The 14,946-nt window shown below is 36.9% G+C and carries 11 protein-coding genes; all 11 read right to left on the bottom strand.

Annotation, left to right across the window (positions count from 1 at the left end; genetic code table 11):
* Positions 1 to 60 precede the first annotated feature (60 nt).
* A complete protein-coding gene (locus FEZ18_RS09880; protein WP_153268149.1) occupies positions 61 to 1,185 on the bottom strand; it encodes an aspartate aminotransferase family protein in 1,125 nt (374 codons plus the stop codon).
* The gene (gene proC / locus FEZ18_RS09875; protein ID WP_153268148.1) at positions 1,182 to 1,982 is read right to left on the bottom strand and encodes a pyrroline-5-carboxylate reductase; all 801 of its coding nucleotides are present in this window, start codon (positions 1,980 to 1,982) and stop codon (positions 1,182 to 1,184) included. Before proC ends, FEZ18_RS09880 begins: the two co-directional genes overlap by 4 nt.
* 99 nt (positions 1,983 to 2,081) lie before the next feature.
* On the bottom strand, positions 2,082 to 3,059 hold the full coding sequence (gene argC / locus FEZ18_RS09870) for an N-acetyl-gamma-glutamyl-phosphate reductase (RefSeq protein ID WP_153268147.1): 978 nt from the start codon (positions 3,057 to 3,059) through the stop codon (positions 2,082 to 2,084).
* Between the two features lie 2 nt (positions 3,060 to 3,061).
* A complete protein-coding gene (locus FEZ18_RS09865) occupies positions 3,062 to 4,237 on the bottom strand; it encodes an argininosuccinate synthase (RefSeq protein ID WP_153268146.1) in 1,176 nt (391 codons plus the stop codon).
* 55 nt (positions 4,238 to 4,292) lie between these two features.
* Positions 4,293 to 4,913, bottom strand: a complete 621-nt coding sequence (locus FEZ18_RS09860; protein ID WP_153268145.1) for a GNAT family N-acetyltransferase — start codon at positions 4,911 to 4,913, stop codon at positions 4,293 to 4,295.
* Between the two features lie 499 nt (positions 4,914 to 5,412).
* Complete coding sequence (locus tag FEZ18_RS09855; protein ID WP_153269101.1) at positions 5,413 to 7,005, bottom strand: NADP-dependent glyceraldehyde-3-phosphate dehydrogenase; 1,593 nt, start codon at positions 7,003 to 7,005, stop codon at positions 5,413 to 5,415.
* A gap of 723 nt (positions 7,006 to 7,728) precedes the next feature.
* Positions 7,729 to 8,994, bottom strand: coding sequence for a threonine ammonia-lyase IlvA (gene ilvA, locus FEZ18_RS09850; RefSeq protein WP_153268144.1), 1,266 nt, complete (start codon positions 8,992 to 8,994; stop codon positions 7,729 to 7,731).
* 76 nt (positions 8,995 to 9,070) lie between these two features.
* Complete coding sequence (ilvC, locus tag FEZ18_RS09845; RefSeq protein ID WP_153268143.1) at positions 9,071 to 10,546, bottom strand: ketol-acid reductoisomerase; 1,476 nt, start codon at positions 10,544 to 10,546, stop codon at positions 9,071 to 9,073.
* 20 nt (positions 10,547 to 10,566) lie between these two features.
* The gene (ilvN, locus tag FEZ18_RS09840) at positions 10,567 to 11,097 is read right to left on the bottom strand and encodes an acetolactate synthase small subunit (protein WP_153268142.1); all 531 of its coding nucleotides are present in this window, start codon (positions 11,095 to 11,097) and stop codon (positions 10,567 to 10,569) included.
* A 91-nt stretch (positions 11,098 to 11,188) separates the two neighbouring features.
* Positions 11,189 to 12,922: a biosynthetic-type acetolactate synthase large subunit gene (gene ilvB / locus FEZ18_RS09835; RefSeq protein ID WP_153268141.1), complete on the bottom strand. Its 1,734-nt coding sequence runs from the start codon at positions 12,920 to 12,922 to the stop codon at positions 11,189 to 11,191.
* A 10-nt stretch (positions 12,923 to 12,932) separates the two neighbouring features.
* Positions 12,933 to 14,621, bottom strand: a complete 1,689-nt coding sequence (gene ilvD / locus FEZ18_RS09830) for a dihydroxy-acid dehydratase (RefSeq protein WP_153268140.1) — start codon at positions 14,619 to 14,621, stop codon at positions 12,933 to 12,935.
* Positions 14,622 to 14,946 lie beyond the last annotated feature (325 nt).

Below are 14,946 nucleotides of genomic sequence, written 5' to 3'. Positions count from 1 at the left end.
GCCTTTAGATCAAACTGAAGCCTTCTAGTTTGTCATCACTAATTTTTAGTTTTTCTGAAGCTATAATGCTTTTTTAAGAGCTTCAAAAAACAGATCTACATGTTCTTTTTTAATGGTTAATGGCGGAAGAATTCTTAATAAATTAGGGTTTTTAGCACTTCCTGTAAAGATATGATGTTTATAAATTAAATCCTTTCGCAAATCGGCTATCGGAAAATCAAATTCCAATCCTAACATGAGCCCTCTGCCTTTTACCGCTTTTATTTGTGGTATTGCTTTGGCTTTTTCTGCAAAATAATTGGAAACTGTTTTGGCATTCTCCATTAAATTTTCACATCGCAACACCTTTAAAACGGCTAAAGATGCGGCGCAGGCTAAATGGTTGCCGCCAAAAGTAGTTCCTAATAAGCCATAAGAGGCTTTTATAGACGGATGAATTAAAATACCACCAATGGGAAACCCGTTACCCATACCTTTTGCCATCGAGATAATATCTGGTGTTATCCCATGTTTTTGAAAGGCAAAAAAATCGCCAGTTCTTCCAAATCCGCATTGAATTTCGTCTGCAATTAGCATGGTGTTATACTTTTTAGAAAGGGTTTCTAAACCTTTGAAAAATTCGGTAGAAACCTCATCTAAACCTCCAATACCTTGGATGGTTTCAATAATTATGGCGCAAACATCGTTTTTTGCTAAGGCGTTTTCAACACCTTTTAAATCACCCAACTCAAAACGTTCCACTTCTTGTTGCGCATTAATTGGAGCTATAATTTTAGTATTATCGGTCGCGGCTACGGCTGCCGATGTACGTCCGTGAAACCCATTTTTAAAAGCAATAACTTTAGACTTTCCTGTTTGGAAGGATGCCAATTTTAAAGCATTCTCATTAGCTTCGGCTCCAGAGTTACATAAAAACAACTGATAATCTTTACAAGCAGAAAGCGTCTCAATGTCTTGAGCCAATTCTACCTGTAAGGGGTTTTGTATCGAGTTGCTATAAAACCCAATATGGTTTAATTGATTGCTTAACGAACTCACATATTCTGGGTGCGAATGCCCAATTGAAATTACAGCATGCCCACCGTAAAGATCTAAATATTCTATACCGTTTTTATCGTAAACAAAAACATCTTTTGCTTTAACGGGTGTAATATCGAACAACGGATATACATCAAATAAACTCATAATTGTTCTGTTTTTATAGTGTTAATTTTATTAAACGAGGCGATCATACCTTGAATTAAAGACGAACTTAAGCCTTTATGTTCCATTTCATTTAAGCCCTCAATAGTACAGCCTTTAGGCGTGGTTACTTTATCAATTTCTTGCTCGGGATGATTACCAGTGGCTATTAATAAACTAGCCGCACCTTCGCAGGTATGCATGGCTAATTCTTGAGCAATATCGGCTTCAAAACCCAATTGAATGGCTGCCTGAGTACTCGCTCTAATTAATCGCATCCAAAAGGCAATACCACTTGCACACACCACGGTTGCCGCTTGCATTTTGTTCTCAGGAATACTAACGGAAGTCCCCAAACGGTTAAAAATAGCTTCGGCAATTTTAATGCGCTCTGCACCTTTTTCGTTGCTGCACAAACAGGTAATCGATTTCCCCACAGCGATTGCCGTGTTGGGCATGGCACGAATAATAAATTGGTCTTCGCCAACAACACTTTCCATTCTTGATGTTAAAAACCCAGTAATGGTAGAAATTAACACGTGTTTTTCGGTTAATAAGGGTTTTATACTGTGTAAGATTGTTTCAAAATGTGCGGGTTGAACAGCGAAAATAATAATGTCTGATTGCTTCACAGCTTCAGCATTATCACTGGTTAAATACACGTTTTTATAACCCTCAAACTCTTTAATTGATTCTAAATGCCGTCGTGTTAAATATAGGGTTGTAATCGCATTGCTGGTAATTAAACCCTTCGCAATAGATTTCCCTAAGTTACCTGTTCCTATAATGGCTATTTTCATATAGATTTATTTTTTGTTATTCCCTCGAAGGAGGGAATCCTTTAATTTTGATGCTGTGGGCATGAGATTTCCGTCTTTGCGGAAATAAAAACATATCTATTAAAAGAAATTTGCTTTTAACTGCAATCCTTCGGTCTCTTCTAAACCAAACATTAAATTCATATTTTGAACCGCTTGACCTGAGGCCCCTTTTAATAAATTATCAATACAACTTGTAATGAGTAATTTGTTTTCGTGTTTATGTAAATGAATTAAACAATTATTCGTGTTTACCACTTGCTTTAAATGAATATCACGATCTGATATGATCGTATATTTGGCATCTTTATAAAAATTCTTAAAAAGTGTTTTAGCCTCTTCTAAACTGCCATTGTATTGGGTGTAAAGCGTAGCGAAAATACCTCTTGAAAAATCACCTCGATTAGGCATAAATACAAGCTCTGACGAAAAATTATTTTGCAATTGTTTTACCGATTGATTAATTTCTGCCAAATGCTGATGCGTAAAAGGTTTGTAATAGGAGAAATTATTGTCGCGCCATGCAAAATGAGTTGTTTTAGATAAGGATGTTCCGGCGCCAGTCGCTCCCGTTACGGCATTAATGTGTACATCGCTTTGTAATAATCCGTTTTCTGCCAATGGTAATAATGCCAATTGGATGGCGGTTGCAAAACACCCCGGGTTTGCAATATAATGGGCTTTTTTAATGGCTTCTTTTTGTAATTCTGGCAAACCGTAAACAAAAGTTTTTCCATTGAAAACTTTATCGGCTTCCAATCTAAAATCGTTTCCTAAATCAATAATTTTCGTGTCCTCTGAAAACCTGTTATTTTCTAAAAATTTTACAGAATTACCATGACCTAAGCACAAGAATAACACATCGATATTGGGGTTGATGGTATCTGTAAATTTCAAATCTAAAATCCCCACCAAATCTTGGTGAATATCGCTAATACTGTTGCCGGCGTTCGAGGTGCTAAACACAAAATTAATTTCGGCTTTGCTGTGATGCATTAACACCCTTATCAACTCGCCCGCCGTGTATCCTGCGCCTCCAATAATTCCTACTTGTAGCATAATTAATGATTTACTTGTTGATATATTTTATTAGGATTGCCAAGAATTTTAATAAAACCTTTAGCATCATCGGCAGTCCACGCTTTATTTTCTTCACCGTAACTTCCAAACTTCGCATGCATTAAATCGTGCTTAGAATTTATGCCATCTAAAGAAAAATGATAAGGCTTTAGAGTCACCACCACATCGCCACTTACATTATTTTGGCTGTTCTGCAAAAAGGCTTCAATATCTCGCATTACGGGATCTAAATACTGGCCTTCGTGCAAATGCATACCGTAAAAGCTAGACAAATATTCTTTGTGTTGTAACTGCCATTTGGTTAGCGTATGTTTTTCTAGTAAATGGTGAGCTTTTATGGTAATTAAGGCAGCCGCTGCTTCAAAACCAACACGACCTTTTATACCTACAATAGTATCGCCTACATGAATATCTCTACCAATAGCGTAAGGCGATGCTAACTCATTTAATAGTTCTATGTTAATCTCTGGTTGGTTTTCTTTATCGTTTAAGGCCACCAACTCGCCCTTTACAAAGGTTAATGTCACTTTTTGCGGGTCGGTTTGTTTTAATTGCGACGGGTAGGCTTCTTCTGGTAATGGTTTTTCTGATGTTAGCGTTTCTTCACCTCCCACGCTGGTACCCCAAAGTCCTTTATTAACCGAATATTTGGCTTTTTCCCAAGACATATCGATACCGTTGTTCTTAAGGTAATCGATTTCTTCTTGTCGCGTTAGTTTTTTATCTCTTATGGGAGTTATGATTTTTATATGTGGTGCTAAGGTTTGAAAAATCATATCGAAACGCACTTGGTCGTTTCCAGCACCCGTACTGCCGTGAGCGATATATTCTGCATCGATACTTTTAGCATATTCTACAATCTCAATAGCTTGAATAATACGTTCTGCACTTACAGATAAGGGATAAGTATTATTTTTTAATACATTCCCAAAAATTAAATACTTCACTACTTTTTGGTAAAAGGTGTTTACGGCATCGATGTTTTTATAGGTGGTCACCCCCATTTTGTAGGCGTTACTTTCAATGTCTTTTATTTCTTGTTCTGTAAATCCGCCAGTGTTTACACTTACGGCATGCACATCAAATTCTTTCGATAAACTAACGGCACAATACGATGTATCTAGACCGCCACTATAGGCTATTACTAATTTTTTCATTTGAATACTTATGTTTTTACGGCTTTCGTCTACCGTTTAAAATTAACTTATACAATTATTTATTTTTTTGTTTTTTCAAGAATAAACTTTCTTTAATACGTTTTAATCTATTAAAAGTTTTTTCCTTGACTTGCTTAACCCCTTTAGCCTTAACCTTTTCAGGATCGTACAACATACCTGTACATAGGCAAAGTTTCCCGTTAGTTCTGGTTAGCACGTCGTAATTTTTACAGGTTTTACAACCGTCCCAAAATGCTTTATCGTCTGTAAGTTCTGAAAAAGGGACGGGTTTATAACCTAAATTGGTATTTAATTTCATAACCGCTAATCCCGTAGTAATACTAAATACTTTAGCATTTGGAAACTTAGTTCTAGAGTGCTCAAAAATCTTATCTTTAATTTTTTTAGCTAAGCCTAGCCCCCTATAATCGGGGTGAACGATTAATCCAGAATTGGCCACATATTTACCATGGCCCCACTGTTCGATGTAACAAAATCCAGCAAACTTGTTATCGTCTAAGGCAATAACGGCATTACCGTTTTCCATTTTGGTCATAACATATTGTGGTGTACGTTTTGCTATACCCGTACCACGAACGTTTGCAGAATCTGCAATAGTATCGCATATAACTTGCGCGTAAATACTGTGTGATTTATCAGCAATAATGATTTTCATTAGTTATGTGTGATTTTCAAAAAATCTATTACCATCTAAGCGTTGTAGTGTTTAGATTTTGTTGATTGAACTTTAATTTATTTAATTTTGAGAAGCTGAACCGGACACACCTAAGTTCTAAATATATACCGTACCCTTACGGGCGACGAGTGAAGAAATAGCGTACAGAATACCTACTATTTGTGAACATAGTAAGGTTTTTGATCTGATTTGTAAGCTGTGATGTAAACATGATTAAAAAAATAAAATGAAACGTGACGATTTATAGGCTAAGTAGAAGAATTAGCGGCGGCGCATGCGAAAGCGCATGGCGGGAAAAAACGTACGTATTTTACTTTTAATTGTTTTCATGGTTGTAAATTTATTAATTAAATTGATTTTAACTTCATAAAAAGCTTAATTAATTTCAATAATTATTAAAATCTTACAAAAAACCCTCTTTTCATCTACAATTATGCAATAAAAAGAGGGTGATTTTTAAGTGTTTTTAAAATGAAACCTATAAAATATAATCTGTACTTATAAAATTAGAGGCTTTTTTCTCTAATAAGCCTTTTAAGATCTCGTTGTTATAAGCGTTATCTTTTGAGGCTACAAAGGTTCTTATTGAGAACGAACGCAGCGCATCGTGTACACTTAGCGTACCATAAGCCGAGTCTTTTCTACCTGTAAAAGGATAGACGTCTGGCCCACGTTGGCAAGAGCTATTTAAGTTTACGCGGCACACTAAGTTAACCAGGGTATCGATTAAAGGAGAAAGCGTTTCTATATTTGTACCAAACAGACTTACCTGCTGCCCGTAATTAGACTGCGCCATATCATCTAAAGGTGTATTTATATCTTTAAAAGGCACGATAGGAATTACAGGGCCAAATTGCTCTTCTTGAAAGACCCTCATATCTTTTGATACTGGATAAAGTACCGCAGGAAATATATAATTAGGAGTTGTTTTACCACCTTTTTCATTCAATTTTTTTGCGCCTTTGTTTAGGGCATCGTCAATTAATTCTTGAATATAGGCTGGTTTGTTAGCCTCCGGAAGTGGAGTTAATTTAGCACCCGCTTCCCAAGGATTTCCAAATTTAAGCGCGTCTACTTTTTCGGTAAAACGTTTATTAAACTCGTCTACTATAGACTCGTGAACGTATAATACTTTAAGTGCTGTACAGCGTTGCCCGTTAAAAGACAATGTTCCTGCAATACACTCTTCTACAGCCAAATCTAAATCGGCATCGGGTAAAATAATGGCTGGATTTTTAGCTTCTAAACCTAAAACCATTCGCAGTCGATTTCCTTTAGGATGCACGGCCTGTAGTGCATTGGCAGAGGCACTACCCCCTATTAAGGCTAATACGTCTATTTTACCAGAGGCCATGATAGGATTAGCTAAAACGCGTCCGCGGCCAAATACAATATTCACCACCCCTTTTGGGAAACTATTTTGAAAAGCCTCCATTAAAGGCGAAATTAATAAAACGCCAATTTTTGCAGGTTTAAAGATAACAGCATTACCCATAATGAGGGCTGGAATAAGCAAAGTAAAGGTTTCGTTAAGTGGATAGTTGTAAGGTCCTAAACACAAAACTACACCCAAGGGACCTCGACGAATATGCGCATTAACCCCAGCGTGTTTTTCGAATTTTGCCGAGTTTCTATCAATTTGCTTATAAGCTTCAATCGTGTCGTAAATATAGTCTATCGTTCTATCAAATTCCTTCTCGGAATCTGGGAGGTTTTTACCTATTTCCCACATTAAAAGTTTAACCACCTCATCGCGCTTAGTTTTCATTTGTTCAACAAACTTCTCCATGCAGGCAATTCTGTCTATCACCTTCATGGTTGGCCATAAACCTTGACCATTATTATAGGCAGAACTGGCCGAATTCAAGGCCTCTAAAGCCTCTTTTTCGCCTAACTTCGGAATGGTTCCTAAAAATGTAGGCGCATAGTTTTCTGTAGAAGAAATAGTAGAATATATCTCTTCCATCTCACCGTGCCAAGGTTTTAACTCCCCATCGACTAAATAGCTCTTTTGATGCGTTAAAGATGTTATCTTGTATGGTTCTGGAATTTCTAAAAAAGTCGTTTTCATATCTAAAATATAGTGTTTTGTACTCTCTAAAGTATGAGTTTTCACTAAAACTATTTTTAAAATACTAGAATTTATTTTCATTTATATGATATTCCTAAACTTCTAATAATGTGTTATTACGATATTCAATACTAAAACGTTTTCGATTGTTAATTTTATGTCGTTAATTTTAAACTTAAGAATTGCTCTACGATTTAAAAAGCAATGTTTAAGACATACATTTAACATCTATGCTTATAACATAACACCAATCTAATTTTGAAATGTCGTATTGTTAATTTGAGCTATTTTTTGTTCAGAAGAGATAGAAATCACAGATTCACGAACTCGTTATTTTACTATAATATGGGCGTGAGCTAAAATCAAAGCATAGCCAAAGTTATGGTTTTATGATATACCGAAATACGAGCGAAACAGAACTGCGAAGCACATCATGAACACCTATTTATAACATAGAAAGATGTGAGTAAACGTATTATAGGCGACACGACATGGTTAATTTGGTATAATTAGGTTAGTTGGAAAAAGACTGAGGTTTTTAAAACACTGCGTAGTTATATTTTAATCACCGTAATTTTACTGCACAAAAAAAGCTACCGACCTTTTAAGGCAGTAGCTTAAATAAAAATTCGTGGATGTCGCTTTAGCTTGAGATAAGGACTAAACCCTAGGTTGTTCTAACAGTCTATTCCTCCAGACAAGAAATTATCGTTTTTTTTACCATTACACCAAAAATTGAAACAAGTCTGGCTTATTGTTCAAGTAATCGCCATAAAAATTACGCTTTTTCATTTTTGTAATTAGGGGTTCTAAGTCGTCCGCAGATTTTAAACGAATACCAACAACGGCTGCTCCATTTTCGCGATTGGTTTTTTTAGCGTATTGAAAATAGGTAATGTCGTCGTTCTCTCCCAGAATATCCACCACAAATTCTTTTAAAGCACCAGCACGTTGAGGGAATTTAACAATAAAATAATGCTTTAAATTAGCATATAACAAGGCCCGTTCTTTAATTTCGGAGGTTCTCGTGATATCGTTATTACTGCCACTTATAACACAAACCACGTTTTTACCTTTTATTTCATCAGCATAAAAATCTAATGCCGAAATACTTAAAGCTCCCGCAGGCTCGACCACAATAGCATCTTTATTATACAGATCTAAAATGGTTTGGCACACTTTTCCTTCGGGAATGCTTATGGTTTCATCTAGATTTTGCTGACAGATAGCAAATGTTAAATCGCCAACGCGTTTCACTGCAGCACCATCGACAAACTTCTCGATGTGTTCTAAAGTTGTATTTTTATTGTTTTTAATAGACACAGACATAGAAGGTGCGCCTTCTGGCTCAACACCAATAATTTTAGTTTTTGGGGAAAGCTGTTTAAAAACAGTAGATAAACCAGACGCTAATCCGCCACCACCAATAGCCACAAAAACATAATCGATAGGTTCGGTGGCCTGTTCTAAAATTTCTAAGGCAATAGTGGCTTGTCCTTCTATAACCTTCTTATCATCAAAAGGATGAATAAATGTTTTATGTGTTTTTTCGCATTCATTTACTGCGAGATGGTAAGCATCGTCGAACGTATCGCCTTCCAAAACAATGGTAACATAGTCGCCACCAAAAAGCTTTACTTGCTCTACTTTTTGATTTGGTGTAGGTGCTGGCATAAAAATAACACCTTTAATTTTTAACAACTTACAAGACAAGGCCACACCCTGAGCATGATTTCCAGCACTGGCACAAACCACACCTTTTTGCGCTTGTTCTTTTGATAAAGAACTTATTTTGTTGTAGGCACCTCTAATTTTGTACGACCGTACTTGTTGTAAATCTTCGCGCTTAAAATAAATATGGGCTTGATGCGCATCTGAATATCTTAAACTATGGCTTAAAGGTGTAACTGTCGATATTTTTTTAATATTATCGGCCGCTAGCTTGATATCACTAATATTAGGAAAATAAGTGGTTTTTTCCTTATTCATTCAATGTGTTTTTAGTGAACTGCAAGGTTTTAAATCTAACAATAGTAATTAAAACCTTGCAGCGTCATATTATATTTTAAACTATTGGTTTCATGGCTGTCATTGAAGCTCTTAAAAACGCCCCAACCTTTTCAACGGGGTGGTTTCTTAAGGCTTCATTAACTTCAATTAACCTTGCATTATCTACGCCTTCGCCATTATCGGCCGCATAGGTTTTACCTATAACGCTCGTATCAACCGTTTTCATGAAATCTGCTAATAGAGGTTTACAAGCATGATCAAATAAATAGCAACCGTACTCGGCGGTATCTGAAATCACACTATTCATTTCGTATAATTTCTTTCTAGCAATCGTGTTCGCAATTAGCGGGGTTTCGTGCAATGATTCGTAGTATGCAGAGGCATCAATAATTCCAGAATCGGTCATGGCTTCAAAAGCCAATTCTACTCCTGCTCTTACCATAGCCATCATTAAAACGCCGTTATCGTAGTACTCCTGTTCTGAAATTTCCATATTTCCAGCAGGTGTTTTTTCAAACGCTGTTTCAGCAGTTTCAGCTCTCCAAGTTAATAAGTCTTTATCGTCATTGGCCCAATCTTCCATCATACCCTTAGAGAAACGACCTTCAATAATGTCGTCCATGTGTTTTTGGAATAACGGACGCATAATATCTTTTAATTCCTCAGATAATTCAAAGGCTTTAATTTTAGCAGGATTAGACAAACGATCCATCATGTTTGTAATCCCACCATATTTAAGACCTTCGGTAATGGTTTCCCATCCGTATTGAATTAATTTTGAAGCATAACCTGGTTCTATACCTTCTTGAGTCATTTTATCGAAGCACAATATGGAACCTGTTTGTAACAAGCCGCAAAGAATGGTTTGCTCTCCCATTAAATCACTTTTTACCTCAGCAATAAAAGAAGACTCTAAAACACCAGCTTTATCTCCTCCAGTGGCTACGGCATAGGCTTTTGCTTGTGCCCAACCTTTACCTTCTGGATCGTTTTCTTCGTGCACTGCAATAAGCGTTGGCACTCCAAAACCTCTTTTATACTCCTCTCTAACCTCGGTACCTGGGCACTTAGGCGCTACCATAATTACGGTGAGATCTTCACGAATTTGAATACCTTCTTCAACAATATTAAAGCCGTGAGAATACGATAAGGTGGCCCCTTTTTTCATGAGTGGCATCACGGTATTTACAACATTAGTATGCTGTTTATCTGGTGTTAAATTTAAGACTAAATCTGCTGTTGGGATAAGCTCTTGATAAGTTCCTACAGTAAAACCATTTTCGGTAGCATTAACATAAGACGCTCGTTTTTCTGCAATAGCAGCATCACGCAGGGCGTAAGCAATATCTAATCCTGAATCGCGCATGTTTAAACCTTGATTTAAGCCTTGCGCACCACAACCAATAACAACTATTTTTTTTCCTTTTAAAACATTTACGCCATCTTCAAACTCTGAAGCGTCCATAAATCTACATTTTCCTAATTGTTTTAATTTATCTCTTAATGAAAGGGTGTTAAAATAATTTCCCATATTATATTTAATTGTTTTTATTAGTTAGAAAATGCCTGAAGCATTTCGGTTATTTTCATCTCTTCTTTAGTTACTGCAATACGACCAGAACGCACAAACTGCATAATTCCAAAAGCACTTAATTCGCGCCTTAGCAACTCTATTTCATCGCGCCTACCCGATTTCTCAAGCACAAAAAACTTTTTATTTACAGTAACTATTCGCGCATTACTGTCTTTGATAATATTTTGAATTTGAGGCTCTTCGAACAATAAACCGGACTTTATTTTAAACATGCCCGATTCTTGATAAATCGTCTCAGATTCCTCATGATAGTAAGCGCGAATAACTTCGACCTGTTTTTCAAATTGCCCAACTATTTTCTTGGCTTGATGCTCGTTGATTTTCACAACAATTACAAAGCGGTTTACACCTTCTATCTCCGACTGCGATGTGGTTAAGCTTTCAATATTAATGTGTCTGCGTTGAAAAATAGCAGAAATACGATTTAGTAAACCGATGTTGTTCTCGGTATAAATTGAAATCGTGTATGTTTTTATATTTTCGTTCATTGTTAATGAATTTTCAAACTATGATTTTCTTTTTTTTATATGGTCTCCGGTGCTTGTTTTAAAATGAAACAGGCCGATTAAAACCAAATGTCTAGCTTAAACGTATGTCTGAAACCGATGCCCCTGAAGGTACCATTGGAAACACATTGTCTTCTTTCTCTACACGCACTTCTAAGAAGTATGATTCTTTAGAAGCCATCATTTCTTTAACAGCATCGGCCAATTCGTCGCGCTTTACAACTTTTCTGGCTTTTATACCGTAACCTTCGGCAATAGCAATAAAATTAGGATTTGTCATTTCGGTAGATGCGTAACGTTTATCGAAAAACAACTGTTGCCATTGGCGTACCATTCCTAAAAACTCATTATTTAAAACCACGATTTTAACTGCCGCTTTTTGCTGAAAAATAGTACCCAATTCTTGAATATTCATTTGAAAACCACCATCTCCTACAATAGCCACCACTTCGCGATCTGGTGCGCCCATTTTAGCGCCAATGGCCGCTGGTAATCCAAAACCCATAGTACCCAAACCTCCAGATGTAATATTACTTTTGCTTTTATTAAATTCAGAATAACGGCAAGAAATCATTTGGTGCTGCCCTACATCTGTTACAATAGCCGCATTACCACCACTCTGGGTATTAATTTCTTTTAAAACTTCTCCCATGGTTAACCCCTCTTTGGTTGGATGAAGATCGTCTTTGATAACCTTTTCGTATTCGATAGCGTATAAATCGGAAAATGCTTTAAGCCAGGCCTCATGTTTATTCTCATTTAAAAACGGAAGTAGTTTTGCTAAACTGTCTTTCGCGTTTCCTAAAACAGCGACATCGGCAGGTACATTCTTATTTACTTCGGCTGGATCGATTTCAAAATGAATCACTTTTGCCTGTTTTGCATAGGTACTTAAGTCTCCGGTTACACGATCATCAAAACGCATTCCGATGGCAATTAATAAATCGCACTCGTTAGTTAACTTATTAGGCCCATAGTTTCCATGCATACCAACCATTCCTACATTTAAGGGATGTGATGTTGGTAGCGCCGAAGCGCCCATAATAGTCCACGCCGCAGGAATACCAGCTTTCTCTACAACAGCTTTAAGTTCTTGCTCGGCATGACCTAAAATAACACCTTGCCCCCAAACAATCATTGGTTTTTTTGCTTTGTTAATTAGCTCTGCTGCCGCTTTAACAGACTCTATCTTTGTTTCTGGCACAGGATTATAACTACGAATGCCTGTACACTTTTTATACGTAAAATCGAATTCCTCGAACTGTGCATCTTTTGTAATATCGATTAATACAGGACCTGGTCTTCCGCTTCTGGCAATATAGAATGCTTTAGCTAAAACCTCGGGGATTTCTGAAGCTTTGGTTATTTGGCAATTCCATTTTGTTACTGGTGTAGAAATCCCCACAATATCAGTCTCTTGAAAAGCGTCACTGCCCAATAAGTGAGAAGCCACTTGCCCAGTAATACAAACTAAGGGAGTAGAATCTATTTGTGCATCGGCAATTCCCGTGATTAAGTTGGTAGCTCCTGGACCCGAAGTTGCCAAGGCCACTCCAACCCTACCAGAAATTCTAGCAAACCCCTGAGCAGCATGTGCTGCACCTTGTTCGTGACGTGTTAATACATGATGAATTTCGTTTTGGTATTTAAATAGCTCATCGTAAACTGGCATGATAGCGCCACCCGGATACCCATAAAGAATATCGACACCTTCAGCTATTAAACATCTAACTATCGCTTCGCATCCTGTAATACGTGCACTAGGTTGCTCTAAATACTTTGCTTTTGTCATGGTCTCTGTTTCCATATCATTTAGATTAAAACGCATCCGTTACACAGCCTTTGGAAGCCGATGCGACAGTTTTTGCGTATTTGTATAATATTCCTTTGTTATGCTTCAATTTTGGAGCTGTCCATTGTGCTCGCCTTTTTGCTAATTCTTCATCAGAAACAAGTGCGTTTATTGAATTATCTTCGGCACTAATTCTAATCTTATCTCCTGTTTTTAATAAACCTATGGTACCTCCTGCTTGTGCTTCGGGAGAAATATGCCCTACAACAAAACCGTGAGTTCCACCAGAGAAACGACCATCGGTAATAAGTGCCACAGATTTGCCCAAACCAGCTCCCATAATAAGTGAGGTTGGTTTTAACATTTCTGGCATTCCTGGGCCCCCTCTAGGTCCTACATAGCGAATCACAACAACATCGCCTTTTTGCACTTCGCCATTAGAAATCCCGGTATTTGCAGCTTGTTCGCCATCGTACACCACAGCCTTGCCTTCGAAAACCAAACCTTCATTTCCACTAATTTTAGCCACGGCACCTTCTTGGGCGAGATTGCCATATAATATTTGTAAATTCCCAGAAGATTTTAGGGCTTTTTCTTTAGGATGTATAACATCTTGAGCATCATTATCGAAAACAAGAGGCTCAACATCTTTTAAATTTTCTGCTAATGTCTTTCCAGTTACGGTTAAACAATCGCCGTGTAAATACCCGTTATCTAAAAGGTATTTCATAACGGCTGGTGTGCCTCCTACGCCATGGACATCTTCCATAAGATATTTTCCAGAAGGCTTTAAATCTGCTATTAAAGGCGTTCTATCGCTTACACGTTGAAAGTCTGCTAAAGTAAATTCTATATCAGCCGCATGCGCAATCGCTAAAAAGTGTAAAACAGCGTTTGTCGACCCACCAAGCGCATTTACAATGGCAATGGCATTTTCAATAGATTTTTTTGAAATGATATCTAAAGGTTTTAAATCGAGTTCCAATAAATTTTTAATCGCTATGGCTGTTCTTTCGCTTTCTGATAATTTATTAGGATTTTCAGCTGGAATAGACGAGTTATAAGGTAAGGCGAAGCCCATACATTCTATAGCAGAAGCCATAGTATTGGCCGTGTACATACCGCCACAAGCGCCCGCTCCTGGAATAGCTCTTTTTATAATTTCTCGATATTCATCTTCATCTATTTCTCCAGCCACTTTTTGTCCTAGAGCTTCAAAAGCAGATACAATATTTAATTTTTTGCCCTTATAACTTCCTGAAGCAATGGTGCCTCCATACATCATTATAGATGGACGATTTAAACGTAACATAGCAATAACAGCACCTGGCATATTTTTATCGCAACCTACAACAGAAACCAAGGCATCATAACTTTGTGCTTGCATAACCGTTTCTATTGAATCTGCAATAATATCACGAGACACTAAGGAATAGTTCATTCCAGAAGTCCCCATAGAAATACCATCACTAACACCTATAGTATTAAAACCCAGTCCAACTAAGCCCGCAATGTTACACTCTATTTTCACTTCTGCCCCTAAATTGTTTAGATGCATATTACACGGGTTCCCATCGTACCCCGTACTGGCAATACCGACTTGGGCTTTTTTCATATCTTCATCAGACAAACCAACGGCATATAACATGGCTTGTGATGCTGGTTGAGACTCATCTTGTGTTAATCTCTTACTATATTTATTCAGTTCTTTCATGTTTTTTATAAAATCTATTCTATAAGTTTTAAATCCATAAACATACCATTGGTGTTTTAAGAATTTAGTTAAAAAATCAACAGTAATTCCAAAAATGCCTCCAAAAGTAATTTAATACATTTTTACAGCTTCATGACTCCGCGTTTTGTGGTTAAATTCAGCAAGGCTCAAAACACCACAATAACCTAATAATCAATTTTTTACAGCTTTTATTATATGATGTCCAAAAACTTTTAAATTATAAAAACAAAAAAGCCTCCCAGATTTAAGGAAGGCTTTTAAAAGTTATTTATTAAATTTTTTAATATACCATTCCTAATCGTTG

Origin of the sequence: Oceanihabitans sp. IOP_32, from assembly GCF_009498295.1 — a bacterium.
Classification (GTDB): domain Bacteria; phylum Bacteroidota; class Bacteroidia; order Flavobacteriales; family Flavobacteriaceae; genus Wocania; species Wocania indica.
This window is presented reverse-complemented; position numbering and strand designations above follow the sequence as displayed.

What these genes read in the sequence shown, in the direction of transcription:
- ilvC (WP_153268143.1), bottom strand. Translation starts at nt 10,546, where the DNA reads ATGGGAAATTATTTTAACACCCTTTCATTAAGAGATAAATTAAAACAA.
- ilvN (WP_153268142.1), bottom strand. Translation starts at nt 11,097, where the DNA reads ATGAACGAAAATATAAAAACATACACGATTTCAATTTATACCGAGAAC.
- proC (WP_153268148.1), bottom strand. Translation starts at nt 1,982, where the DNA reads ATGAAAATAGCCATTATAGGAACAGGTAACTTAGGGAAATCTATTGCG.
- FEZ18_RS09855 (WP_153269101.1), bottom strand. Translation starts at nt 7,005, where the DNA reads ATGAAAACGACTTTTTTAGAAATTCCAGAACCATACAAGATAACATCT.
- FEZ18_RS09865 (WP_153268146.1), bottom strand. Translation starts at nt 4,237, where the DNA reads ATGAAAAAATTAGTAATAGCCTATAGTGGCGGTCTAGATACATCGTAT.
- ilvA (WP_153268144.1), bottom strand. Translation starts at nt 8,994, where the DNA reads ATGAATAAGGAAAAAACCACTTATTTTCCTAATATTAGTGATATCAAG.
- ilvB (WP_153268141.1), bottom strand. Translation starts at nt 12,922, where the DNA reads ATGGAAACAGAGACCATGACAAAAGCAAAGTATTTAGAGCAACCTAGT.
- FEZ18_RS09860 (WP_153268145.1), bottom strand. Translation starts at nt 4,913, where the DNA reads ATGAAAATCATTATTGCTGATAAATCACACAGTATTTACGCGCAAGTT.
- argC (WP_153268147.1), bottom strand. Translation starts at nt 3,059, where the DNA reads ATGCTACAAGTAGGAATTATTGGAGGCGCAGGATACACGGCGGGCGAG.
- FEZ18_RS09880 (WP_153268149.1), bottom strand. Translation starts at nt 1,185, where the DNA reads ATGAGTTTATTTGATGTATATCCGTTGTTCGATATTACACCCGTTAAA.
- ilvD (WP_153268140.1), bottom strand. Translation starts at nt 14,621, where the DNA reads ATGAAAGAACTGAATAAATATAGTAAGAGATTAACACAAGATGAGTCT.